Here is a 25143-nt window from a genome sequence, read left to right as displayed (position 1 = left end):
AACGGGGCCCCATGTCCGCAGAGCTTCAGCAGGGAACGCCAAGGCCGGATTTCGAGGGCTTCGTCGCGCTGCTGCGCGAGCGTGCCCCGCTCCTGCCGCGGCGGCTGCGCCAGGTCGCCGACCATGCCCTGGCCCATCCCGACGACATGGCGTTGAACACCGCTTCGCAGATCGCGCAGAGGGCCGGCGTGCAGCCCTCGACGCTGGTTCGCTTCGCCCAGGCGCTCGGCTATTCCGGCTTCAGCGAATTGCAGCAGGTCTTCCGCACCAGGCTGCGCCAGCAATTGCCGGATCATCGCGAGCGCCTCGCGGCGCTCCGCAACGGTGGGGCCGCCGGAGCCGACATGGCTTCGGTTCTCCTCGACGGTTTCATCCATGCCAGCGAGACCTCGCTGAAGCGGCTGCGCTCCGGTCTGCGCCCAGAGGACATCGAGACCGCGACGGACATGCTCGCCGCCGCGCGTACCATCGTGCTCGTCGGCGCGCGCCGCATGTTCCCGGTCGTCGCCTATCTCGCCTACGCCTTCGGCAAGGTCGGCATCCGCGCAGTGCTCGTCGACAATGTCGCCTCGCTGGGGGCCGAGCAGGCCGCGATGGCCCGTCCCGGCGATGTGATGATCGCGGTGAGTTGCGCGCCCTATACCCCGGCGACGATCGAGATGGCCGCCGCTGCAAAGGCTGCCGGCGTGCCGGTGATCGCCCTGACCGATAGCGCCCTCAGCCCGCTGGCGGCGCATTGCGATCTCTGCCTCGAAGTCAGCGAGGCCGATTATGGTGCCTTCCGCTCGATGGCTGCGACCTTCGCGCTCGCGATGACGCTCGCCGTCGGCACTGCCGAGAAAGTCCGCGACGATGTCTGACCCCGTGCTCGACCTGATCAGCATCGGCCGCTCCTCGGTCGACCTCTACGGCCAGCAGATCGGCGGCCGGCTCGAGGACATGGCGAGTTTCTCCAAGGCGGTCGGCGGCTGCCCGACCAATATCGCCATCGGCACGGCGAGACTCGGCCTGAAATCGGCGGTGATCACCCGCGTCGGCGACGAGCAGATGGGCCGCTTCATCCTGGAGCAATTGCAGCGCGAAGGCGTCGACACCAGGGGCGTCGTCGTCGACCGCAAGCGCCTGACCGCGCTGGTGATTCTCGGTGTGCGCGACGAGAAGACCTTCCCGCTGATCTTCTACCGTACCGACTGCGCCGATGCAGCGCTCGACGAGAGCGAAATCGACGAGGATTTCATCGCCTCGGCGAGGGCGGTGGTCGTCACCGGCACGCATTTCGCGATCCCGAATGCGGCGAAGGCGCAGAAGAAGGCGATCGCGCTTGCCCGCAGGCACGGCCGCAAGGTCGTGTTCGATGTCGACTACCGGCCCAATCTCTGGGGGCTCGCCGGCCATGCCGCGGGCGAGGAGCGCTATATCCGCTCAGACACCGTCACCCAGCATCTCCAGGCGATCCTGCCCGATTGCGACCTGATCGTCGGCACCGAGGAGGAATTGCACGCCGCCGGCGGCTCGGAGGACACGCTCGCCGCGATCCGCAACATCCGCGCGCTGAGCCGGGCGACCATCGTCTGCAAGCGCGGCCCGATGGGGTGTGTGGTTTTCCCTGGAGCCATCCCAGAAACAATCGAGGACGGCATCAAGGGCCCGGGCTTCCCGGTCGAGGTTTACAATGTGCTGGGGGCGGGCGACGCCTTCATGTCCGGTTTCCTGCGCGGCTGGCTCCGCGGCGAGCCGGTCGAGACCTGCTGCAAATGGGCCAATGCCTGCGGCGCCTTCGCCGTCTCGCGCCTGCTCTGCTCGCCGGAGAGCCCGACCTTCGCCGAATTGCAGTTCTTCCTGCAGCATGGCTCGCCGCACCGGGCGCTACGCCATGACGTGGCGATCAACCATGTCCACTGGGCGACGACACGCCGGCCACAGGCCGAAACGCTGATGGCGCTCGCCATCGATCACCGCGCCCAGGTCGAGGCGATGGCGGACGAGGCGGGTGTACCACGCGAGCGCATTCCCGCCTTCAAGCGGCTCGCCGTCGGTGCCGCCGCGCGGGTTGCGAAGGGCGCTACAGGCTTCGGCATGCTGCTCGATGGGCGCTATGGCCGCGAGGCGCTGTTCCGCGCCGGCGATCACGGTTTCTGGATCGCCCGGCCGCTCGAAGTCCCGGGCTCGCGGCCGCTGCGCCTCGAGACCGACGCTGACGGTTCGCTCGGGGCGACGCTGAACGAATGGCCGGTCGATCACATCGCCAAGGTGCTGGTCTTCTATCATCCCGACGATGATGCGGCGCTCAAGGCCGGGCAGGAGGCGACGCTGAAGCGTGCCGCTCTGGCCTGCCGGCAGGTCGGCCGCGAGCTACTGGTCGAGATCATCTGCTCCAAGAACGGGTCGGTCGGCGACGACACCATGGCGAGCGTCATGCGCCGGCTCTACGAGATCGGCATCAAGCCCGACTGGTGGAAGCTGGAAGGCCAGCCGAGCGCAGCGGCCTGGGCTGCGGTCGATGCCGCGATTGCAGAGAATGATCCCTATTGCCGCGGCGTCGTGCTGCTCGGCCTCGATGCGCCGGCCGCCGAGCTGGAAGCCGCTTTCCGGCTGGCCAAGGGCGCGAGCACGGTGAAGGGTTTTGCCGTCGGCCGAACGATCTTCGGCGATGCGGCGCGCGGCTGGCTTGCCGGCAAGCTCGATGACGAGGCGGCGACCGCGATGATGGCCGAGCGCTTCGGCCAGTTGGTCGGCGCCTGGCAGCGCGGCTGAGGAGAACGGCGATGGCCACGATCAGGCTCACCATGGCGCAGGCGCTCGTCGCCGCGATGGCGGCGCAGAAGACACGCGTCGGCGGACGGGCCCTGCCGCTCTTCGCCGGCGTCTGGGCGATCTTCGGCCATGGCAATGTCGCCGGGCTCGGCGAGGCTCTGCATGGCGCCCGCGACATCCTGCCGACATTGCGCGCCCATAACGAGCAGGCGATGGCGCATGCCGCGATCGCCTTCGCCAAGGCTTCGCGCCGGCGCCGGATGATGGCGGTGACGAGCTCGATCGGGCCGGGCGCGACCAATATGGTGACGGCGGCTGCGGTCGCCCATGTCAACCGCCTGCCATTGCTGCTGCTGCCCGGCGACGTCTTCGCCGGACGCCGGCCCGATCCGGTGCTGCAGCAGATCGAGGATTTCGGCGATGGCACCGTCTCCGCCAATGACTGCTTTAAGCCCGTCTCGCGCTATTTCGACAGGATCACCCGGCCGGAGCAGCTGATCCCCGCCTTCGAGCGGGCGATGCAGGTGCTGACCGATCCGTCCGACTGCGGCCCGGTGACCTTGGCTCTCTGCCAGGATGTGCAGACGGAAGCCTTCGACTATCCGGAAAGCTTCTTCGCCGAGCGGATCTGGCAGCCGCGCCGGGCACGGCCCGACGAGCAGGAGTTGGCGCAGGCGGTCGCGCTGCTGAAAGGGGCAAGGCGCCCGCTGGTCGTCGCCGGCGGCGGCGTGCTCTACAGCGAGGCTGAGGGCGAACTCGCCCGCTTCTGTCTGGCGCACGGCGTTCCGAGTGCCGAGACGCAGGCCGGAAAGAGCGCTTTGCCGCATGACCACCCGCTCAATCTCGGCGCGATCGGCGTCACCGGCACCGGCGTCGCCAACGATGCCGCGAAGAGCGCCGATGTCGTGCTCGCGGTCGGCACGCGCCTGCAGGATTTCACCACGGGGTCGCGCGCGCTCTTCGCCGATCCGGACTGCCGGATCATCGGGCTGAACACCCAAGCCTTCGACGCCGGCAAGCATGGCGCGCAGCCGCTCGTCGCCGATGCCGGGGCGGGGCTCGCCGAGTTGGAGGAAGCGCTGGCGGGCTGGCGGGCACCGTCTGACTGGACGGAGCAGGTGCAGGCCTCGCGCGATGCCTGGCTCGCCACCGCCGCCCGCTATATCGCAGCCGGCGATGCAGCGTTGCCGAGCGATGCGCAGGTGATCGGCGCGGTACAGCGCCAGAGCCGGGCGAGCGACGTCGTGCTCTGCGCCGCCGGCGGCCTGCCTGGCGAATTGCACAAGCTCTGGCAAGCCGGCGCGCCGGGTGGCTACCACATGGAATACGGCTATTCCTGCATGGGCTACGAGATCGCTGGTGGCCTCGGGGCCAAGCTCGCCGACCCCGCCCGGGAGGTCGTCGTCATGGTCGGCGACGGCTCCTATCTGATGATGAACTCCGAGATCGCGACCTCGGTCATGCTCGGGATCAAGCTCACCATCGTCGTGCTCGACAACCGGGGTTTTGGCTGCATCAACCGCCTGCAGAACGCGACCGGCGGCGCCTCCTTCAACAACCTGCTACGCGATGCCCGGCACGAGGTGCTTCCGGAGGTCGATTTCGCCGCGCATGCTGGTTCGATGGGAGCGATTTCGCGCAAGGTCGCGAGCCTGGTTGAGCTGGAAACCGCACTCGCGGAGGCCCGCGGCCACGATCGGACCAGTGTCATCGTGATCGACACCGATCCGCTGATCTCGACCGATGCCGGCGGTCACTGGTGGGATGTCGCGGTGCCCGAGGTTTCGGTTCGCGACGAGGTCAAGGCGGCGCGCCAGCGCTATGACGGCGCGCTCGCTGCGCGCGACAACTGAGTCAAAGAGGACGACATGCCTATCCGCATCGGCGCCAACCCCATCGGCTGGTCGAATGACGATCTGCAGGACATCGGCGGCGCGACGCCGCTCGAAACCTGCCTGGCGGAGGCTCGGGAGGCCGGCTTCGTCGGCATGGAGCTCGGCCACAAGTTTCCGCGCGAGCCCAAGGCCCTGAAGGCGGCGCTCGCGCCCTTCGGCATGGCCTGCATCTCCGGCTGGTATTCGGCCGAATTGCTGGAGCGCGACGCGGACGAGGAGATGAAGCATCTGCGCCCGCATCTCGACCTGCTCAAGGCGATGGGCTCGAACGTGCTGGTCTTCGCCGAGACCTCGAATGCGATCCATGGCGACCGCAGCAAGCCCTTGTCGCAGCGCCCGGTGATGGCGCCGGGTGATTGGGCGCAGTTCGGAGAGCGGATCACCGAAGTCGCCGAGCGCGCGCTCGCCGAGGGCATCCGGCTGGTCTACCACCACCATATGGGCACGATCGTCGAGAGCGAGGCCGATATCGACGCCTTCATGGCGGCGACCGGCGAGGCGGCGCATCTGCTGCTCGACACCGGCCACGCGACCTGGGGCGGAGCCGATCCGGTCAAGCTGGCGCAGCGCTATCGCGCCCGCATCAGCCATGTCCATGCCAAGGATGTGCGTAAGGCTGTGATGGAGCAGGCGAGGGCGGAAGACTGGAGCTTCCTCGACGCGATCCTCGGCAAGGGTACCGATCTCGGCGTCTACACCGTGCCGGGCGACGGCATGGTCGACTACCCTGCGGTGTTCAAGGCGCTGCCCGGCTATTCCGGCTGGGTCGTCGTCGAGGCCGAGCAGGATCCCGAAAAAGCCCATCCTTTGACCTATGCCAAGAAGGGCGTCGCCCATCTCGAAGCGAGCCTGAAGGAGGCCGGGCTCGTTTGAGCCCGGGATCGCCATGTCGAAATTGCTGGTGAAACCGCGGACCCCTGATGCCGATGGCTGCGTCCACGAGATCACGCCGGAGTCGGCGAGCTGGGGCCATGTCGGCTTCGCCGTCCACCGCCTCGCCGACGGTCAGACCCTGTCGCGCGAGACCGGCGAGCGCGAGCATTGCCTCGTCCTGCTCTCGGGCAAGCTCGCAGCCCGGGCCGACGGCCAGGATTGCGGGGTCATCGGTGGCCGCACCTCGCCCTTCGAGCCCGATCCCTGGTCGCTTTATGTCCCGGCCGGCTCGGCCTGGAGCGTGGCTGCGCGGGGACCGTGCGAGTTTGCGATCTGCTCGGCGCCTGGTATCGCGAACGTTCGGCCCGCAAGGGTCATCGCGCCGTCCGATGTCGGCTGCCTGACCCGTGGTGAGGGCAGCAATGTCCGACATGTCCGCAACATCCTCCCCGAAACCGAGGCTGCCGACGGGCTCCTCGTGGTCGAGGTGATTACCCCGGCCGGAAACTGGTCGAGTTATCCGCCGCACAAGCATGACGAGGACCGGCTGCCTGACGAGTCGCAGTTGGAGGAGACCTATTATCACCGGCTCAACCCGCCGCAGGGTTTCGGCTTCCAGCGCGTCTACACCGATGATCGCTCGCTCGACGAAACCATGAGCTTCGAGAATGGCGATGTCGTGCTCGTGCCGAGGGGCTACCACCCCGTCGGCGCGCCGCATGGCTACGATCTCTATTACCTCAATGTGATGGCAGGGCCGAAGCGGATCTGGAAATTCGCCAACGATCCCGCGCATGACTGGCTGATGCCGCGCTGAGCGCGCGGCGCGCTCACGCCTGCCGGTCTATCCGGGAACGGCGCGGCTGCGCCGTCCGCACGCCGTGATCAGCTTGGAGAGGCCGGCTGAGCCCTCTCAGTCCGCCAGCACTGCCGTCGCCTCGATTTCGACCATAGCCTCGGGCTCGACCAGGGCCGAGACGGCGACGACCGCCATGGCCGGGAAATGCCGGCCGAGATGGGCGCGGTAGACCGGGCCGAGCTCGGCTAGGCAGCCACGATAGGCCTCGATATCGGTGACGTACCAGGTCAGGCGCATGATGTCGCTGACCTCGCCGCCGCCGGCTTCGACGACCGCCCTGATATTGGCGAGCGTCTGGCCGACCTGGCCGAGGAAATCCTTGGCGAAGACGCCGTTCTCATCCCAGCCGACGAGGCCGCCCGTGGTCAGGACTTTTCCCTGGGCGATCATGCCGTTGGCGTAGCCGCGTGGCTGCGGCCAGCCATCCGGCAGGACGGGACGGGGCTTGCGCGTGGCGAGGTCGGAAGGCGGCAAGCCGCTGGTCATGGCGTGGTCCTGTCTGGTCATGGCGTCATCGCTTCGTCATCGCGGCTGGAGCTAAACACCGGAATGGCGGATGAAGCGACGGCAAAGGCTCTCATTATCAAGGCGGGCTACGAAGCGGCGGCGGCTTCGGCCCGCGCCATCTCGCGCAGCGCGAAACGCTGCAGCTTTCCGGTGGACGTCTTCGGCAGGCTGGTCACGAAGGCGATGGCGCGCGGGTATTTGTAGGGCGCGATCATCGCCTTGACGTGGTTCTGCAGGGCCTTGGCAAGTGCTGCGTCGGCGGTGAAGCCGGGCCGCAGCAGGACATAGGCTTTGACGATCTGGCCGCGATCCGGGCAGGGCGCACCGACGACGCCGCATTCGGCCACCGCCTCATGCGCGATCAGGCAGGCCTCGACCTCGGGACCGGCGATGTTGTAGCCGGCCGAGACGATCATGTCGTCCGAGCGGGCCTGGTACCAGAAATAGCCGTCGGCATCGCGCAGATAGGTGTCGCCGGTGATGTTCCAGCCATTCTCGACATAGCGGGTCTGGCGGCTGTCGGCGAGATAGCGGCAGCCGGTCGGCCCGCGTACGGCCAGGCGCCCAGGCGTGCCGTCCGGCACCTCCTTGCCCTCCTCGTCGACGATCCTGGCCTCGTAGCCCGGCACCGGCAGCCCGGTCGCGCCAGGCCTGATCCTGTCGCGGGGCGCACCGATGAAGATGTGCAGCATCTCGGTCGCGCCGATGCCGTCCATCAGCGGCAGCCCGGTCTTGGCCTGCCAGGCCTCGAAGGTCGCCTTCGGCAGCGTCTCGCCGGCGGAGACGCAGATGCGCAGCGAGGAGAGGTCGCGCGCTCCGGCCTGGGCGAGCATGGCGCGATAGGCGGTCGGCGCGGTGAAGCAGACACTGGCGCGGTGTTGCTCGATCGCGGCCGCAAGATCGGCCGGCGCGGTTTTCTCCGGCAGGACGATGGCCGCGCCTATGCGCAGCGGGAACAGCACGATGCCGCCGAGGCCGAAGGTGAAGGCGAGTGGCGGCGAGCCGATGAAGCGGTCATCGGGCGAGGCCTGCAGCACCCGCGCGCCATAGCTGTCGCAGATCGCCAAGAGGTCGCGCTGGAAATGCATGGTGCCCTTGGGCTCGCCGGTCGTGCCCGAGGTGAAGGCGATCAGGCAGACATCGTCCTGCGCCGTGTCGGCGGCGGCGAATTCACCATAGCCGGGCTTGGCCATCAGGGCTTCGAGCTCGCCGTCGCCCCATGACACGATGGTCGAGAGTTCAGGTGCAAGCACCTGTGCTGATTTAAGATCGTCGACCACGCGATGGTCGCAGAGTGCCAGAGCGATCCTCGCCTTGCGGATCGGATAGGCGAGCTCGCCGGCGCGCAGCATCGGCATGGTCGCGACGGCGACGCCGCCAGCCTTGAGCACGGCGAGATAGGTGGCGACCATCATCGGCGTGTTGGCGGCACGCAGCAGCACGCGATGACCGGGGACGAGGCCGAGATCGCGGGTGAGCACATTGGCGATGCGGTTCACGGTCTCGGCGAGCTGAACATAGCTCCAGGTCTCGCTCGGCCCGATCACCGCGAGGCGGTCGCCGCGTCCCTCGGCGACATGGCGGTCGACCAGCTCGGTGACCACGTTTAGCCGCTCGGGATAGCTCAGCCCGGCGGCCGCGAGGTCGAGACGCGGCCAGCTTTCGCGCGGCGGCAGGTTGTCGCGCGCAAAGCTGTCCTCATGTCCCGACCGCAAGAGATCTGCGGTACCCATCTCGTTCCCCTGGCTTTGTTCGTCTTATCCGCAGCCCTCATCTTGAGGAGCGCCCCCCAGGAGCACGTCTCGAAGAATGCTCCGGTTGGTTCCGGAGTCTCCCCGATCATCCGTCGGGACGCCGCTTTCGCGGCTCCTCAGGATGAGGGCTGGAGCTAGATCTTGCCCTTGTTCTGTCCGTCGGTGTTTTTCAGAAGGTCCCGCGCGATCACGATCTTCTGGACCTCGCTCGCGCCCTCATAGATCCGCAGCGCCCTGATCTCGCGGTAGAGCTCCTCGACCTTGACGCCGCGCGTGACGCCGAGCCCGCCATGGATCTGCACGGCGCGGTCGATGACCCGCTGGGCGTTCTCGGTGGCGACGAGCTTGGCGAGCGCCGCCTCGCGGGTGACACGGGCCGCGCCGCGGTCCTTGGTCCAGGCGGCGCGGTAGACCAGCAGCGCGGCCGCATCAACCTCCGCGGCGCTGTCGGCGATGGCGGCCTGGGAAAGCTGGAGATCGCCGAGCGTGCCGCCGAACAGCTTGCGGCTACTGGCGTGGCTCACCGTCTCGTGCAGGGCGCGCCGCGCGAAGCCGAGCGCCGCGGCGCCGACCGTCGAGCGGAAGATGTCGAGCGTCGCCATCGCGACCTTGAAGCCGTCGCCCGGCCCGCCGATACGGTTCTCCAGCGGGATGCGGCAGGCGTCGAAGCGCAAGGTCGCCAGCGGATGCGGCGCGATCACGTCGATGCGCTCGGCGATCGAGAGGCCTGGCGTATCGGCCTCGACCAGATAGGCCGAGAGGCCGCGGGCCCCCGGCGCCTCGCCGGAGCGGGCGAAGACGACGTAATGGTCGGCGATGCCGCCATTCGAGATCCAGGTCTTCTCGCCATCGATGCGGATATGTGCGTTGCCGTCCGGGGTCGCTGTCGTCGCCATCGCGGCGACGTCGGAACCGGCCTCCTTCTCCGAGAGGGCAAAGGCGGCGATGCGCTTGCCATCGCGCACGCCGGGCAGGATGCGCAGTCGCATCGCATCGCTGCCGGCGATCGAGATCGAGCCGGTGCCGAGGCCCTGCATGGCGAAGGTGAAGTCGGCGAGCCCGTCGCGCGCGGCGAGAATTTCGCGGGCGAGGCAGAGCGTGCGGACATCGAGCGCGGCATGCAGGCCGCCATGGGCGGCCGGCACCGCGGCGCGCAGGAAGCCGGCCTCGCCCAGCGCCTTGACGCGGGCGCGGCAGGCGGCGTCGACATCGTCATGCGGCAGGCCGGGCAGGGTGGTGTCGGCCCAGGCCGCGAGCTTTTCGGCGAAGTCGCGGTGGTGCGCTTCGAAGAATGGCCAGTCCAGCGTATCCCCGAGCGAGACCATGTCAGTTGCCCTCGAAGACCGGCTTCTGCTTGGCGGCGAAGGCGTGGTAGGCGCGGGCGAAATCTTCGGTCTGCATGCACAAGGCCTGCGCCACCGCTTCCGCCTCGATCGCGGACTCGACCGACATCGCCCATTCCATTTCCAGCATGCGCTTGGTCATGGCGTTGGCGAAGGTCGGGCCGTCGGCGAGCTCGGCGGCGAGCGCCTGCGCTTCCGCCAGAACGTTCTCGCGGGCGAGAAGCCGGTTGAGGAAGCCCCAGCGCTCGGCCTCGTCGCCACGCAGGACGCGGCCGGTGTAGAGCAGCTCGGCGGCGCGTCCCTGGCCGATGATGCGCGGCAGCATCGCGCAGGCGCCCATGTCGCAACCGGCGAGGCCGACGCGGTTGAACAGGAACGCGATCTTGGTCTCAGCCGTGCCGAGGCGCAGATCGGAGGCCATGGCGATGATCGCGCCGGCGCCGGCGCAGATGCCGTCGATCGCGGCGATGACCGGCTGCGGGCAGGCGCGCATCGTCTTGACCAGCTCGCCGGTCATGCGCGTGAACTTCAAGAGATCCTTGGTGTCCATCGCGACCAGCGGCCCGATGATCTCGAAGACGTCGCCGCCCGAGGAGAAATTGCCGCCGGCGCCGGTGACGACGATGGCCTTGATCTCCTCCTCCTTCTGCGCCGCCAGGAAGAAGTCGGCGAGCTCGCGATAGCTCTCGAAGGTGAGCGGATTCTTCTTCTCCGGCCGGTTCAGCGTCACGGTCGCGACCTTGCCGGCGATCGAAAGCTGGAAATGCTGTGGCTTGAAGCCGGCGAGCGGCAGGGTGACGGGGTTGGCGCTGGTCATGTCTGGTCTCCCGCCGGATCCGGCGTGCCGCTCTGGCGGCGGCTGATGGCGTTGTGCAGCGAGGCCTTGGTGCGGCCGAGCAGATGGAAGAGCTGCGCCGTCTCGGCCGGTTCCAGCCCGGCGAAGAGCTCGGCGATCCAGTCCTCGTGGCGCTCCGCCATCGCCTTGAAGGCGCGGCGGCCCTGGGCGGTCAGCGTCAGAACCTGCACGCGCCGGTCCTGGGCGGCCGGGCGCTTGTCGACCAGCCCGTCGGCGAGGAGGCCGGCGACGACCGCGGTGACATTGCCATTCGAGACCATCAGGCGCTGCGAGACCTCGCCGACCGTCATGCCGGTGGTCGATTTTTCGAGCTGGGCCATCAGGTCGAAGCGCGGCAGCGTCGTCTTGAACTCCTCGCGCAGCCTCGTGCGGATCTCGCTCTCGATCAGGGTCGAGCAGGTCAAAAGCCGCAGCCAGAGGCGCAGCTCGTCCTTGTGGTCTCCGGGGCGCTCGCTCGCCTTGGTCTCGCGGTCGAGCATCAGTGCGCTGACGGGAATTTCCATGGTCAGAACTCCCCACCATTGATCAGGAGGGATTGGCCGGTGATGCCGCGGCTTTCGGGCCGGCAGAGATTGAGCACGCTCGCCGCGACTTCCTCGGGGGTGATCAGCCGGCCCTGCGGATTGTCCTTTACCAGTTGCGCCAGGGCATCCTGCGCCGTCGCACCGGTCGTGCCGGTGATCGCGGCGATGCTGCCGGCGACCATGTCCGTATCGGTATAGCCGGGGCAGACCGCATTGACGGTGATGCCGCTGCGGGCGGTCTCCAAAGCGAGCGAACGCACCAACCCGATCACGGCATGCTTCGCCGCGACATAGGCGGAGACATAAGGGTAGCCGCGATGGCCGGCGGTCGAGGCAATCGCGATCAGCCGGCCGGAGCCGCGCTCCAGCATCGCGGGCAGGGCCGGGCGGAAGCTGTTGACCGTGCCGACGAGGTTGATCTCGACCATGCGCCGGAACAGGGCGGCGTCGCTCTTGCGGAAGGGCGCGGTCTCGACTGCGCCGGCATTGGCCACGACGATGTCGAAAGGCTGCTCGGCCGAGAGCTCCGCCAGGGTCCGGGCCATGGCGGCCTCGTCGGTGACGTCGACGGTCGCGGATCGGTCGGCCTCGCCGGCGTCCAGAACCTGCTGCAGGATGGTCCCGTTGCGACCGATGATCGAGACCCGGGCGCCGGCAAGGTGAAGGGCCGAGGCGATCGCGCGGCCGATGCCGCGTCCACCGCCGCTCACCAGGGCATGCTGTCCAGCCAGAGCTGATGCCATGAAGCTGCCACTCCCGTCTTGCGGATCAATATATTTTAGGTCTGAAGCATTTTGCAAGGGACCGTTCCGATGCCGGTACGGCTGCGGTCAAAACTAATAAATTATGATGTTTGTCAGTATCTTATGTCATTGTAGGGGCGGCTTGACGTGCTGGATGTCTTGACCTTTCGTATCGCTGTTGAAAGAAAATTATTTTAGACCTAAAATATCTGCGTCAGCTTGCGGAGAGACGTCATGCGCATTGCGGTGGTGGGCGGCGGACCGGCGGGGCTCTATTATGCGCTTCTGATGAAGCGCGACTGGCCGGCGCTCGACGTCACCGTGTTCGAACGCAACCACCATGACGACACGTTCGGCTTCGGCGTCGTCTTCTCCGACCAGACGCTCGACCTGTTCAAGGCGGCCGACCTGCCGAGCTATGAGGCGATCGTCTCGCGCTTCGCCTATTGGGACGACATCTCGATCCATTTCAAAGGCACGCAGCAGCGGATCTCCGGCAACGGCTTCTGCGGCTGCTCGCGCCGAACCCTGCTGATGCTGCTGCAGGAGCGGGCCCGTGAGGTCGGCGTTGCGCTGCGCTTCACCGAGGAGATCGTCGATATTGCCGCCCTGAAGCGCGACTATGACCTCGTCGTCGGTGCGGACGGCATCAACAGCCGTATCCGGGAAGGCGACCGGGACCGCTTCGCGCCCGAGGTCGATCTGCGGCCGAACCGCTTCGTCTGGATGGGCTCGACCCGGCCCTTCGACGCTTTCACCTTCTTCTTCAAGGAGACGCAGCACGGCGTCTTCATCGCCCATTGCTATCAGTACGAGGCGGGGCAATCGACCTGGGTGCTGGAGACCGATCCGGAGACTTTTGCCCGGGCCGGGCTCGAGGGCATGGACGAGGCGCGGTCGGCCGCCTTCCTCGAGACGGTTTTCGCCGAGGAACTCCAGGGGCATCGTCTGATCACCAATCGCTCGCTCTGGCGCCAGTTCCCGATGATCCGCTGCCGGAACTGGGTGGTCGACAATGTCGTCCTGCTCGGCGATGCCAAGGCGACCGCGCATTTCTCGATCGGCTCCGGCACCAAGCTCGCCATGGAGGATGCGATCGCGCTGCATGGCGCCTTCCTTCGGGCCGGGCTCGATGTCCGGGCCGCGCTCGCTTCCTTCGAGTCAGTTCGGCGCGAGGAGGTCGAGAAGACGCAGCATGCGGCCGATGTCTCGCTGGTCTGGTTCGAGCAGCTCGAGCGCTTCTGGGCTGTCGAGCCGCTGCGCTTCGCCTTCGGGCTGATGACCCGCTCCAAGGCGATCACCTATGACAATCTCGCCTTGCGGGCTCCGGAGTTCGTCGCAGCCGTCGACAGGCTCGTCGCAGAGGATCTCGGCGCGGACCAGGCGGTGCGGCGGGACGGTTCGCCGGTGCCGCCGGCCTTCCAGCCTTTCCGGATGCGCGAGATGCGGGTCGCGAACCGCTTCACCGTCTCGCCGATGTGCCAGTATTCGGCGCAGGAGGGCATGCCGGGCGACTGGCACCTGATGCATTACGGCGCCCGCGCAATTGGTGGGGCGGGGCTGGTCTTCACCGAGATGACCTGCGTCTCGGCCGATGCCCGGATCACCCCCGGCTGCGCGGGGCTCTACAGCGACGAGCAGGAGGCGGCCTGGAAGCGGATCGTCGACTTCGTGCACGCCAATTCGGCGGCGAAGCTCTGCCTCCAGCTCGGCCATGCCGGACGCAAGGGCGCGAGCAAGCTGATGTGGGACGGCATGGACCGCCCGCTCGATGAGGGGGGCTGGCCGATCATCTCGGCGTCGCCGTTGCCCTATTATCCCGAGAGCCAGGTCCCGCGTGAGATGACGCGCGTCGACATGGACCGGGTACTGGCCGACTTCGTGCTGGCCGCAGAGCGCGGTCTGCGCGCCGGCTTCGACATGCTGGAGCTGCATTGCGCCCATGGCTACCTGCTCGCCAGCTTCCTCTCGCCGCTGACCAATCGGCGCAACGACGCCTATGGCGGCTCGCTCGAAAACCGGATGCGCTATCCGCTCGAAGTCTTTGCGGAACTTCGCAAAACTTGGCCGTCCGGCAAGCCGATGTCGGTCCGTATCTCTGCGACCGACTGGCAGGAGGGCGGCATCAGCGCCGAGGATGCGGTAGCGATCTCGGAGGCGTTCGCAGCGGCCGGCTGCGATCTCGTCGACGTCTCGACCGGGCAGACCACGCCCAAGGCAAGGCCGCATTACGGGCGGATGTTCCAGACGCCGTTCTCCGATCGGATCCGCAACGAGGCCGGCGTCGCGACGATGTGCGTCGGGGCGATCACCTCTGCCGATCAGGCCAACACCATCGTCGCGGCCGGGCGGGCCGATCTCGTGGCGCTCGGGCGGCCGCATCTGGCCGACCCGTCCTTCGTGCTGCGCGCCGCGGCCTGGTATGGGGCGGATGTCGCCCAGCCCGTGCAGTACCAGCCCGGCAAGGACCAGCTGATGCGTAACACGCCGCGCGAGCGCGAGGAGCTGCGCGAACTCAAGCTCAAGGCCAAGCCGAGCCGCCATGGCGAGGGAGCGGTTGCGGCGCAGCAGGCCAGGGCCGCGGAATAGCGCGGGAACCTCGCGGCCTGCCGGCGGGTTGTCGTCCAAACCTCTTTTTTGGACGATGCGAGGCAACGCCATGGCACGAAGCCGTACAGGAACGCCCCTATTTGCACTGCTGATCAGCGTAGCGCTCGGCGCAGGCCAGGGTTTCGCCCAGACCGCGACGCCGCCCGAGCCTTCGCCGGAGCCGAGCCCGCCTACGCAGCCGGGCGTCGGGCCGCAGACGACGCATCCGGCGCAGGTCGACAAGGGCCAGAACATGATCCTGCCCTCCGCCGGACAGGCGGGACAGTCGGCAGCGCCGACCATGGTGTATGACTGCGAAAAGAAGCCGCAGGACTGCACGACACCGACGACACCCGCCGATCAGGCCGGCAAGCCTGCTCTGTCGCCGCCTCCGGCCGGCACCTCGCCTGCGAAGCCTTAAGGTTGATTGCATTTTTGCAATGTATGATTGTCGTGAGGGTGGCTTTGTGGCGTGACGGCAATGCCTATCTTGGTGACGACCGATGCAACAGCGTGCGTCGCCGAAAGGTGGCGGCGCCAGGAAAGGGGCTCACGCCATGCAACTCACAGGCATTCACCACGTCACCGCGATCACCGCGCAGGCTGCGCAGAACCACCGCTTCTATGTCGAGACGCTCGGCCTGCGGCTGGTGAAGAAGACCGTGAACCAGGACGACACCTCGGCCTATCACCTGTTCTATGCCGATGGCGCCGGCTCGCCCGGCACTGATCTGACCTTCTTCGACTGGCCGACGGCGCCGGCGCGGCGCGGCACGCATTCGATCGTCCGCACCGCCCTGCGCGTCGCGAACGAAGCCTCGCTCGAATGGTGGCGGCAGCGGCTGTCGGCGGCTGGCGTCGCCGTCTCGGACATCGTCGGGATCAATGGCCGTGCGGCACTCGATTTCGAGGATCCGGAGGGCCAGCGCCTGACACTCGTCGTCGACGGCGGCGCGATTCCGTTCGCGGTCTGGGAGAAGAGCCCGGTTCCGGCCGAGCACCAGATCCGCGGGCTGGGGCCGGTGACGATCTCTGTGCCGCAGATCGAGCGCACCGAGCTCGTCCTGACCAAGCTGCTCGGGCTGGAGCGGACCTCGAACTACCAGCATGCCGCGCATGCCTCGGGGGACATCCATGTCTTCAGGATCGGCGAGGGCGGGCCGGCGGCCGAGCTGCACGTCGCGGTCGAACCCGGACTGCCGCAGGCCCGCGAAGGGGCGGGCGGCGTGCATCATCTCGCGCTGCGGACGCCGAGCTTCGGCGAATACGATGCCTGGGCCGAGCGGCTGCGCGAATCCGGCTATCCCAATAGCGGGCCGGTCGATCGCTTCTACTTCCGTTCGCTCTATCTGCGCGAGCCGAACGGGATCCTGATCGAGATCGCCAGCGACGGGCCGGGCTTCGCCACCGACGAGCCGGCCGAGACCATGGGCGAAGCCCTGTCGCTGCCGCCCTTCCTGGAGGCGAAGCGAGCGGCGATCGAGGCCGGGCTGAAGCCGCTCTAGCACTGTCCTGAACCGGCCGGGGCATCTGCCGCGAGGCAGGTGCCCCGGCGCATTTTCGCAGCGGGGTGTCCCGTCAAATTTCTTCGCCGCGATTCATCCGGGATTAACCAAGCGCGCGCTCAATGGACCCACGAGGTTGGGCGCTCCCACAACCAGGCACCGGCCGGGAAAGCCTGTTCGCTTAGCGCGGGCGGGCGATGGTCAGCGTCGGTTCAGTACGGCGTCCAGGTGTCCCGAGGCGTTGCGTATGCGTATTTCGAACAGGTCGTCCGGCTATGCCTATAGCCTCGGGCGCAAGCGTGGCCATGGGCCCATCATGCGCCTCGCCATCTTGGTCGGGCTCGGCGGCGCGGCCGCGGCCGGCTTCTCGGCCTGGTCGGGCAAGTCGGTCGAGACCGGCGACGCCGGAAGCCCGCCCGCCCAGATGGCGCGGGCGGTGCCGGCCAAGCTCGCCGCCCCTGTGAGTGCCACCTCCACGCCATTGCTCAGGCCCGGCTATGTCGCCGGCTATGTCGCGCGGCCGTTCGCCGAGACCAGGCCGCTCGCCGGAGGCTTCCAGTCGACCAAGGCGGCGGCAAAGCTCGTAGTGCTTGACCCGGAGACCACCGGGTCGATCGCGCCGTCTGCGCCGTCCAGTCCCGCGGTCGCGTCGGTTCTCCAGCCTGCACCGTCAACAATCGAGCCGCAGCAGCAGATCGCGCTGATCAGCCCCTTGCCGGTGCCCCGCCCGTCCGATCTCAGGCTGCCTTCCGTGCCCGAACCGCGCGCCACGACTCGCGCTGCCTCGCGCCGGAGCAAGGACGTCGCCGTCGCGGCCGAGCCGCCGGTCGACAACCGCTCCTTCCTCGAGAAGATCTTCGGCGCACGCACGCCGAGCACGGGTACGCAGCTCGCCTATGCGGCGCCGCAGGACGACATCACCGGGCGTCGCGGCAGTGGCTTGACGGTGGCGCCCGAGCCGGCGCCTGCGCCGTCTCCGATGGCCTCGCCGATGAGTGTCGGCCCCAAGACCGCGGTCTATGACATCAGCGCCCGCACGCTCTATCTGCCGAATGGCGAGCGCCTCGTGGCGAATTCCGGCCTCGGCGAGAAGATGAACGATCTGCGCTATGTCCATGTCCGGATGCACGGGCCGACGCCGCCGCATGTCTACACGCTGACCGAGCGCGAGGCTCTGTTCCACGGCGTGCGGGCGATCCGGATGCATCCGGTCGGCGGCGCCGGCAAGATCTTCGGCCGCACAGGCCTTCTGGTGCACAGCTACCTGCTCGGTCCGCGCGGCGATTCCAATGGCTGCGTCTCGGTCAAGGACTATGACCGCTTCCTGCAGGCCTTCCTGCGCGGCGAGATCACGCGGCTCGTCGTGGTCGCCGGTCGGGGCTGATCCGGCCGCTGATCGGATCGTGATTTGCGGTCGCGGGTGGCGCCATGAGCTTGGCGATGCCGGGGGCTATAGTCCCGGCATCTGCCAGAGCGCACAGGGAGCCGATCCATGACCCATCGCAGCTTTCGCTTTTCGCTTTTCCGCCGGAACCTTGTTTCATGGTCGCTCGCGGCGGGCGTTCTCGCTGCCGCACCGGTGCTCGCTCATCACGGCTGGTCCTGGGCCGCGGGCGAGCAGATGGAGCTGAAGGGCACGATCCGCAGCATCTCCATGGCTCCGCCGCATCCGATGCTGATGGTCACCGCGGCCGACGGCAAGGTCTGGCAGGTCGATCTCGGCAATCCCAGCCAGACCGAGCGCTCGGGCTTCACCGGTACGACCGCCAAGGTGGGCGATGCGGTGACCGCGATCGGCAACCGGCATCTCGACAAGAGCAAGACCCATATGAAAGCGGTACGGATCGTGCTGGCCGGCAAGAACTACGACATGTATCCGGAGAGGATCCGCACGAACTGACGCCGCCCATGGACGTCTTGACCGGTCTTGCGGCCTGGCCGGGCGCCGTGCTGATCCGGCAATCCGGCACCGCCTATCTCTTCGTCAACGCCGCCCACATCCTCGGGATCGGACTACTGGTCGGCGCGATCCTGCCGCTCGACCTGCGGGTTCTCGGTTTCTTTCGCGCCGTGCCGCTGGCGGTGATCGCGGCCTTCCTGACGCGCGCCGCCGGCTTCGGGTTGGCGCTGGCGCTGTCGACGGGGTTTTGGCTGTTCACCGTCAAGCCGGACGAGTATCTCGCCAATGAAGCCTTCCTCTGGAAGCTCGGCTTGCTGGCGTTCGCCATCGCCAATATCGGGCTGCAGCATGCTGGTGGCTACCGCAGGGCGCTCGCGAGCGGGATGGTGACGGCTGCGATGCGCTTTCGGGCGGCGGTCTCGGCGACGCTCTGGCTCGCGACGCTGCTTGCGGGGCGCTGGATCGGATTTCTGTAGGAGGCGGGATGGCGAGGTTGCAGGCCGGGGCAGGAGGGCTCCTGATTGCGGGGATGTTCGCTCTGCTGCCTGTCTCGGCGACGCCGGCGAGCGCCGAGGTGCGCTTCGGCGACAATGTCCGCATCGGCGGGCATGACGCTTCGAACCAGCGCTTCGACCGCCGGAAGCGCGGCGTCTACCATCTCTATCGGGGCAAGCCGCGCAACCCGGGCTGCAGCTGGCGCTCGGACGGCCGGGGCGGGCGGGTCAAGATCTGCCATCTGCAACGCATCGAGCGGCGCTGACCGGGCAGCGTTGCGCAAGACTCATCGCCGAACTGGCGGGCTTTGGTGTTGGCCGGGCCGCAGTTTTTTGCGGCCCGGCCGGCGCTTCAGTTTCAGAACTCTTCCCAGCCGGCGTCGCCACCGCGTGCATTGGCGACCTTGCGGGCCGGAGCGGCTGCGGGCCCCTGGGCCACGGCAAGGCGTTCGCGGCGTGGGGCCGGCTGGTGCTGCTGGAAGGCGGTTTCCGCCAGCTGCCGCAGCCGTTCCGGCTCGGAATCATTGGCCGGGCTGGAGGCGGCCGGCTGGTAAGATCCGGAGGCGGCGCTCTCACTGGTCCGGAAGCCCGAAACCAGGGCGTTGAGTTCGCCGATCTTGCTCGACAGCGCGCTGGCGGAAGCGGCGCTCTGTTCGGCAAGCGCCGCGTTGGCCTGCGTCATCTCGTCCATATGGGCGACCGTCTGGCTCATCTCCTCGATGCCGTTGGCTTGTTCTGCCGAAGCTGCGGCGACGTCCGAGACCGTGCTCTGAACGTTCTGCGAAGCCGCGACGATGCGGGTCAGCGCGTCGCCGGCCTGCCGGACCAGCTTGACGCCGGCCTCGACCTCGATGTTCGAGGAAGAGATCAGGCCCGAAATATCCTTGGCCGCCTCGCCGGAGCGCTGCGCCAGGCTGCGGACCTCGGAGGCGACCACGGCGAAGCCCTTGCCGGCATCGCCCGCACGCGCTGCTTCCACGGCCGCGTTGAGGGCGAGCAGATTGGTCTGGAAGGCGATGTCGTCGATGACGCGGGTGATGTCGGAGATCTTCTTCGAGGCCTGCTCGATGCGCGCCATGGCCGAGACGGCGTCGGTGACGATGTTGCCGCCGGCCTGGGCGACCTGCATGGCCTCGCCGGCCTGGCGCACGGCCTGCTGGGCGGCCTGGGCCGCGGCCTTCACCGAGGCTGCGAGCTCTTCGGTCGTCGCAGCACTTTCTTCCAGCGACGAGGCCTGTTCCTCCGTGCGCTTCGAGAGGTCGTCGGAGCCCGAGGTGATCTCGCGGGCCGAGAGGCCAACCTCGGTCGACATGTTCTGGATCGTGCCGACCGTCGCGGACAGGCCCGCCATGGTCTCGTTGATGGCGTCCTTGAGCTCGGCGAAGCGGCCGCGATAGGCGGTCGGCACCTGCCGGGTCAGGTCGCCGGCGGCCAGCGCCCGCAGCGCCGCGACGAATTCGGTCGTGGCGTTGTCGACCACGGTGTTGATCTCGTTGATGCCGTCGACAAGTTGCTGCACCTGCTCGTCGCCATGGTCGATCTGCAGTCGTGCCGAGAAATCGCCGGCGGCCGCCGCGCCGACGACCTCGCCGACATCCGATACCACCGCCGCCATGGCGTCGGCCGAGCGAATGCGCGCCGCGGAAGCCTGGCGCTCCTGCTCCTGCAGAAGCGCGACCTGCTCGGTGCTCTCGCGCAGCACCGAGACCGCCCGCGCCATCTCGCCGATCTCGTCGCGGCGGCCGATATGCGGCACCTCGATCTGCGTCTCGCCGGCGGTGAGGCGGCTCATCGTGCCGCCGAGGTCGATGAGCGGGGCGATGATCGAGCGGCGGGAGAACACCAGCGCACCGGCAATGGCGCCGCCGAGCACCAGGATGAGGGCGACCGGCAGCCAGATGCGCACCTGACCCGAAAAGGCGCTGGCTTCGGCGTCCAACTGGTTGGCGTGGCTTTCGTTGAAGCCGCTGAGCGAAGCGAGCTCCTCTTGCAGCGCCGCACGATTCTTCCGGCTGGCGTCGCTGTTGCCCCAGGCTTCGGCGGCCCGGGCCGAGATTTCGCGAACCATGCGCGTCGTTTCGAGCCGGATGCCGACGAATTGGGCGATAAGTGCGCTGATCTTCTCCATGCGCTCGCGCTCGCCGGCGGGAACGAGCGTGGCGAGTTCCTTGCGGCGCTCTTCGACCTTGGCAAGGCCGGCCTCGACCGTGGTCGCGGCGATGCCGGCGAAATGCGGGTTGCGCGCGGTATAGACGAGATAGGAATCGGCGACGACGAGATTGACCGCGGCGTTGAGCCGTTCGGCGGCGAGGGCGACATGGTTCTGCTGCGAGGAGCGTTCGTTCATCGCCTCGATGCGCAACATCGCCAGAAGCGCGCAACCAACGGCAATCAAGGCACCGGCCGCGACGATCGCGATCAGCCCCAGAATCTGGGTCCTGATGGATTTCATGCTGTTCCCCTGCGCCGTCGTTTCGATCGCGGCGACGCAGGGTAACTCAGGGCTTTGAATGCAGTGTTAACTGCGCTGGGCCGCGTCGATGCTAGTCCTCGGTCGTGGCGGCCTTCTTGGTTGCTCCGGCCTTCTTGGCCGGCGCCGCCTTCTTGGCCGTGGTGCTCTTTGCCTTTGCCGGCGTCTTTGCGGCCGCAGGTTTCGCACTTGCCTTGGTCTTCGACTTGGCGCCGCCACCTGCCGCCGCCTTGGCGTTGACCAGCTCGATGGCCTGCTCGGGCGTGATCTCCTCCTGCGTCATCGACTTCGGCAGGGTGGCGTTGACCTTGCCCCAGTTGACGTAAGGCCCGTATTTTCCGGCACGCACCACCATTTTGCCGCCGGACGGATGGTCGCCGAGCTCGCGGCCGGGCGTGGCCGCGGCGCCGAAGCGCCGGCCGCCCGCGCCGCTCTCCTTGGCGACGATCAGATCGATGGCGCGGTTGGCGCCGATATCGAGAATATCGTCATCCTTGTCGATGTTCGCATAGGTCTTGCCATGCTGGACGTAAGGGCCGTAACGGCCGATGCCGGCAAGGATCGGCTCGCCGCTTTCGGGATGGCGCGCGACCTCGCGCGGCAGCGAGAGCAGCGCGAGCGCCTTCTCAAGCGAGAGCGTCGCGGCGTTGGTGCCCTTGGGCAGGCTCGAGCGCTTCGGCTTCTCGCCTTCGCCGAGCTGGATATAGGTCCCGAAGCGGCCTTCGCGGACGCTGACTTCGAGGCCGGTCTCCGGATCCGTGCCGAGCACGCGCACGCCGTTGACCATCTGGCCGCCTTCGCCGGAGGCTTCGCCATCCGAGGCCGGCACGGTCAGCGGCCGGGTGAAGCGGCATTCCGGATAGTTCGAGCAGCCGACGAAGGCGCCAAACTTGCCGAGCTTGAGCGAGAGCGTGCCGGTGCCGCAGACTTGGCAGCGGCGCGGATCGCCGCCATCGGCGCGGGCAGGGAAGACGTAGTCGCCGAGGATGCCGTTCAGCGAGTCGAGCACCTCGGTGACGCGCAGCTCCTTGGTCTCGCCGATCGTCGCGGTGAACTCTTCCCAGAACTCGCGCAGCAGCGCCTTCCAGTCGATCTCGGCATTGGAAACGCGGTCGAGCTTCTCTTCGAGGCTCGCCGTGAAGTCGAACTCGACATAGCGCTTGAAGAAGCTCTCCAGGAACGCCGTGACGAGCATGCCCTTGTCCTCGGGCACGAGGCGCTTCTTCTCGATGCGGACATATTCGCGGTCGCGCAGCGTTCCGAGCGTCGCGGCATAGGTCGAGGGACGGCCGATGCCAAGCTCTTCCATGCGCTTGACCAGGCTCGCTTCCGAGAAGCGCGGCGGCGGCTCGGTGAAGTGCTGGTCGGCGGCGATGGCGCGCTTCTCCAGCGGGTCGCCGGCCTTCATCGGCGGCAGCTTCCTGGAGTCCTCGTCCTCCTCGTCGTCGCGGCTCTCCTGATAGAGCGTCAGGAAGCCATCGAAGAGCACGACCTGTCCGGTGGCGCGCAGCTCGAGGTGGCGCGCGGCGACCTTGGCGGCGATGTCGACGGTAGTGCGCTCGATCGAGGCCGATTCCATCTGGCTGGCGATGGTGCGCTTCCAGATCAGCTCATAGAGCTTGGCCTGTTCGGGCTCGAGATGGCGCGCGACCATCGCCGGCAAGCGGCCGAGATCGGTCGGGCGGATAGCTTCGTGAGCCTCCTGCGCGTTCTTGGCCTTGACCGTGTATTTGCGCGGCGCCTGCGGGACGTAATTGTCGCCGAACTCCTTGCCGATCACGCGGCGCGCCGCGGCGATCGCCGAGCCGTCCATGTCGACGCCATCGGTACGCATATAGGTGATCAGGCCGACCGTCTCGCCGCCGATGTCGGCGCCTTCATAGAGGCGCTGGGCCAGCTGCATGGTCCGGGCCGGGGCGAGGCCGAGCTTGCGCGAGGCTTCCTGCTGCAGCGTCGAAGTCTGGAAGGGCGGCTGGGGATGGCGCTTGACTGGCTTGGCCTCGACCTCTGCGACGCTGAAGGCTGCTGTTTCCAGCGCGGCCTTGAAGGCTGCGGCTTCCTCGCCGGTGCCGATGTCGAGCCGGGTGATCTTCTTGCCGTCGGCGCCGCTGAGACGGGCGTCGAAGGTCGCGCCGGCCGCGGTCGCCAGCGTCGCGGTGAGCGACCAGTATTCGCGGGCCCGGAAGGCCTCGATCTCGCGCTCGCGGTCGCAGACCAGGCGCAGGGCTACCGACTGGACGCGCCCGGCCGAGCGGGCGCCGGGCAGCTTGCGCCAGAGCACCGGCGAGAGCGTGAAGCCGACGAGATAGTCGAGGGCGCGGCGGGCGAGATAGGCGTCGACCAGCGCCTGGTCGATCTGGCGCGGATTGGCCAGCGCGGTCTGCACCGCCTCCTTGGTGACGGCGTTGAAGGTGACGCGCTCGACCGGGATGCCCTTGATGGCGCGCTTCTGGTTCAGCGCCTCCAGCACATGCCAGGAAATCGCTTCCCCCTCGCGATCCGGGTCGGTCGCCAGAATGATCTTCTCGGCGTTCTTCGCGGCCTTGGCGATCTCCGACACCTGCTTGGCGCCGCGGCCCTCGGTCTCCCAGAGCATCGCGAAATCGTTCTCGGGATCGACCGAGCCATCCTTGGCCGGCAGATCGCGGATATGCCCGAACGAGGCGATCACCTCGTAGTCGGAGCCCAGATATTTGTTGATCGTCTTGGCCTTGGCCGGCGACTCGACGACGAGAAGCTTCATGATCCAGATACTCGATGAGACAGCCTCCGCCACCGCGCACCCGGCCGAAAGGGCGGCAGGCGCGGCAGGCGTAAGCTCCGAAGGTTCGGAAATTTGCGCGCGAAAGTGGTTCAGCCCGCCGCCTCTGTCAAACGACGATTGTGCTTTGCGTCAAGCGCGGAGCGGCGTCGGGCGCTCCGGCATCCGCTGAGAGGGCGGTGCCGCGGAAATGGAGCGGGGAGGCTGCCCGTTCAAGCGCGGATCAGCCATGCGCTGGGCGATGCGGGGCTGTCCTGCCTGCCAGCCGATGGGAGGGGCAGCGCCAATGCCTGTGCAGGGCCGTGCGGACCATCTTGCGCACGCTGTGGGGCGCGCCTAAACAGCCTGCTTTAATGACCTCGCAAGCACCCCTCTATCCGCACCGCCATCTCCTCGGAATCGAGGGGCTTTCGCATCTGGATATCGAGGCGCTCCTCGACCGGGCCGAGGCCTATGTCGCATTGTCGCGACAGGTCGAGAAAAAGACCGCGACCCTGCGTGGTCGCACCCAGATCAACCTGTTCTTCGAACCCTCCACCCGGACGCAGGCCTCCTTCGAGCTGGCGGGCAAGCGCCTCGGCGCCGATGTGATGAACATGTCGGTCGGCTCCTCCTCGGTGAAGAAGGGCGAGACGCTGATCGATACGGCGGCGACGCTGAACGCGATGCGTCCCGATATCCTGGTCGTGCGCTATCATGCGGCCGGCGCGGTGAATCTGCTCGCCCGCAAGGTCGGCTGCTCCGTGGTCAACGCCGGCGACGGCGCCCATGAGCATCCGACGCAGGCGCTGCTCGACGCTTTGACCATCCGCCGCAACAAGGGGCGGATCATGGGGCTGACCGTCGCGATCTGCGGCGACATCCTGCATTCGCGCGTCGCCCGCTCCAATATCATCCTGCTCAACGCGCTCGGCGCCAAGGTCAGGCTGATCGCGCCCTCGACCTTACTGCCGGCCGGGGTCGAACGCATGGGCGTCGAGGTCTTCCGCGACATGCGCAAGGGGCTCGACGGTGCCGATATCGTGATGATGCTGCGCCTGCAACTCGAGCGCATGAACGGTGCCTTCGTGCCGTCTCCCAAGGAGTATTTCCGCTATTTCGGGCTCGACCGGGACAAGCTCGCACTGGCGGCGCCCGACGCGCTGGTGATGCATCCCGGACCGATGAATCGCGGCGTCGAGATCTCCTCGGAGGTCGCTGACGGCGCGCAATCGCTGATCCGCGAGCAGGTCGAGATGGGCGTCGCCGTCCGGATGGCGGTACTCGATGCGCTCTCCCAACATCTTCCCAATGTCTGAGGCGGCGCAAGGCCCGGC

At 67.7% G+C, this 25143-nt stretch carries 21 protein-coding genes; 13 read left to right on the top strand and 8 right to left on the bottom strand.

The genetic code is table 11. The annotated features are described in order from the left end of the window. Nucleotides 1-11: 11 nt before the first annotated feature. Genes J0J10_RS04905 through iolB form a run of 5 tightly spaced genes read left to right on the top strand, consistent with a single transcriptional unit; the run spans nt 12 to nt 6339 of the window. On the top strand, nt 12-860 hold the full coding sequence (locus J0J10_RS04905; RefSeq protein WP_291645518.1) for a MurR/RpiR family transcriptional regulator: 849 nt from the start codon (nt 12-14) through the stop codon (nt 858-860). Continuing rightward, nucleotides 853-2754, top strand: a complete 1902-nt coding sequence (locus tag J0J10_RS04900; RefSeq protein ID WP_291645517.1) for a bifunctional 5-dehydro-2-deoxygluconokinase/5-dehydro-2-deoxyphosphogluconate aldolase — start codon at nt 853-855, stop codon at nt 2752-2754. The genes J0J10_RS04905 and J0J10_RS04900 overlap by 8 nt, the downstream gene beginning before the upstream one ends. Nucleotides 2755-2765: 11 nt before the next feature. Beyond that, entirely contained in the window at nt 2766-4607 is a 1842-nt protein-coding gene (gene iolD / locus J0J10_RS04895; protein ID WP_291645516.1) for a 3D-(3,5/4)-trihydroxycyclohexane-1,2-dione acylhydrolase (decyclizing), read from the top strand. Nucleotides 4608-4622: 15 nt separating this feature from the next. Continuing rightward, entirely contained in the window at nt 4623-5522 is a 900-nt protein-coding gene (gene iolE / locus J0J10_RS04890) for a myo-inosose-2 dehydratase (RefSeq protein WP_291645515.1), read from the top strand. A 13-nt stretch (nt 5523-5535) separates the two neighbouring features. Then, complete coding sequence (gene iolB / locus J0J10_RS04885; RefSeq protein WP_291645514.1) at nt 5536-6339, top strand: 5-deoxy-glucuronate isomerase; 804 nt, start codon at nt 5536-5538, stop codon at nt 6337-6339. 96 nt (nt 6340-6435) lie between these two features. Here iolB and J0J10_RS04880 read toward each other — a convergent pair whose 3' ends face one another. From J0J10_RS04880 to J0J10_RS04855, 6 genes are all read right to left on the bottom strand, one after another. Continuing rightward, entirely contained in the window at nt 6436-6888 is a 453-nt protein-coding gene (locus J0J10_RS04880; protein ID WP_291645513.1) for a RidA family protein, read from the bottom strand. A gap of 86 nt (nt 6889-6974) precedes the next feature. Continuing rightward, nucleotides 6975-8621: a benzoate-CoA ligase family protein gene (locus J0J10_RS04875; RefSeq protein WP_291645512.1), complete on the bottom strand. Its 1647-nt coding sequence runs from the start codon at nt 8619-8621 to the stop codon at nt 6975-6977. Between the two features lie 155 nt (nt 8622-8776). Further along, nucleotides 8777-9967: an acyl-CoA dehydrogenase family protein gene (locus tag J0J10_RS04870; RefSeq protein WP_291645511.1), complete on the bottom strand. Its 1191-nt coding sequence runs from the start codon at nt 9965-9967 to the stop codon at nt 8777-8779. Between the two features lies 1 nt (nt 9968). Beyond that, nucleotides 9969-10802, bottom strand: a complete 834-nt coding sequence (locus J0J10_RS04865; protein ID WP_291645510.1) for an enoyl-CoA hydratase family protein — start codon at nt 10800-10802, stop codon at nt 9969-9971. Next, on the bottom strand, nt 10799-11344 hold the full coding sequence (locus tag J0J10_RS04860; protein ID WP_291645509.1) for a MarR family winged helix-turn-helix transcriptional regulator: 546 nt from the start codon (nt 11342-11344) through the stop codon (nt 10799-10801). Before J0J10_RS04860 ends, J0J10_RS04865 begins: the two co-directional genes overlap by 4 nt. Nucleotides 11345-11346: 2 nt before the next feature. Next, the gene (locus tag J0J10_RS04855; protein ID WP_291645508.1) at nt 11347-12108 is read right to left on the bottom strand and encodes an SDR family NAD(P)-dependent oxidoreductase; all 762 of its coding nucleotides are present in this window, start codon (nt 12106-12108) and stop codon (nt 11347-11349) included. 234 nt (nt 12109-12342) lie between these two features. Here J0J10_RS04855 and J0J10_RS04850 point away from each other — a divergent pair, with 234 nt between their 5' ends. From J0J10_RS04850 to J0J10_RS04820, 7 genes are all read left to right on the top strand, one after another. Beyond that, on the top strand, nt 12343-14697 hold the full coding sequence (locus tag J0J10_RS04850; RefSeq protein ID WP_291645507.1) for a bifunctional salicylyl-CoA 5-hydroxylase/oxidoreductase: 2355 nt from the start codon (nt 12343-12345) through the stop codon (nt 14695-14697). A 70-nt stretch (nt 14698-14767) separates the two neighbouring features. Further along, nucleotides 14768-15118: a hypothetical protein gene (locus tag J0J10_RS04845; protein WP_291645506.1), complete on the top strand. Its 351-nt coding sequence runs from the start codon at nt 14768-14770 to the stop codon at nt 15116-15118. Between the two features lie 136 nt (nt 15119-15254). Then, nucleotides 15255-16202 (top strand): ring-cleaving dioxygenase, encoded by a 948-nt coding sequence (locus J0J10_RS04840; RefSeq protein WP_291634703.1) that lies wholly within the window; start codon nt 15255-15257, stop codon nt 16200-16202. A 247-nt stretch (nt 16203-16449) separates the two neighbouring features. Further along, nucleotides 16450-17586: a tlde1 domain-containing protein gene (locus tag J0J10_RS04835; protein ID WP_291645505.1), complete on the top strand. Its 1137-nt coding sequence runs from the start codon at nt 16450-16452 to the stop codon at nt 17584-17586. A gap of 108 nt (nt 17587-17694) precedes the next feature. Further along, nucleotides 17695-18102, top strand: a complete 408-nt coding sequence (locus J0J10_RS04830) for a DUF6152 family protein (RefSeq protein WP_291645504.1) — start codon at nt 17695-17697, stop codon at nt 18100-18102. Nucleotides 18103-18110: 8 nt separating this feature from the next. Further along, on the top strand, nt 18111-18578 hold the full coding sequence (locus tag J0J10_RS04825) for a DUF2214 domain-containing protein (RefSeq protein ID WP_291645503.1): 468 nt from the start codon (nt 18111-18113) through the stop codon (nt 18576-18578). Between the two features lie 8 nt (nt 18579-18586). Continuing rightward, a complete protein-coding gene (locus J0J10_RS04820) occupies nt 18587-18862 on the top strand; it encodes a hypothetical protein (protein ID WP_291645502.1) in 276 nt (91 codons plus the stop codon). A 92-nt stretch (nt 18863-18954) separates the two neighbouring features. Here the strand turns inward: J0J10_RS04820 and J0J10_RS04815 are convergent, their stop codons facing one another. Further along, nucleotides 18955-21048, bottom strand: coding sequence for a methyl-accepting chemotaxis protein (locus tag J0J10_RS04815; RefSeq protein WP_291645501.1), 2094 nt, complete (start codon nt 21046-21048; stop codon nt 18955-18957). A gap of 91 nt (nt 21049-21139) precedes the next feature. Then, on the bottom strand, nt 21140-23809 hold the full coding sequence (gene topA / locus J0J10_RS04810; protein WP_291645500.1) for a type I DNA topoisomerase: 2670 nt from the start codon (nt 23807-23809) through the stop codon (nt 21140-21142). 371 nt (nt 23810-24180) lie between these two features. Between topA and J0J10_RS04805 the strand changes: the two genes are divergently transcribed. Continuing rightward, complete coding sequence (locus J0J10_RS04805) at nt 24181-25125, top strand: aspartate carbamoyltransferase catalytic subunit (protein ID WP_291645499.1); 945 nt, start codon at nt 24181-24183, stop codon at nt 25123-25125. Nucleotides 25126-25143: the final 18 nt, after the last annotated feature.

It is taken from the genome of Allobosea sp. (genome assembly GCF_017308075.1).
Classification (GTDB): Bacteria; Pseudomonadota; Alphaproteobacteria; order Rhizobiales; family Beijerinckiaceae; genus Allobosea.
This window is presented reverse-complemented; position numbering and strand designations above follow the sequence as displayed.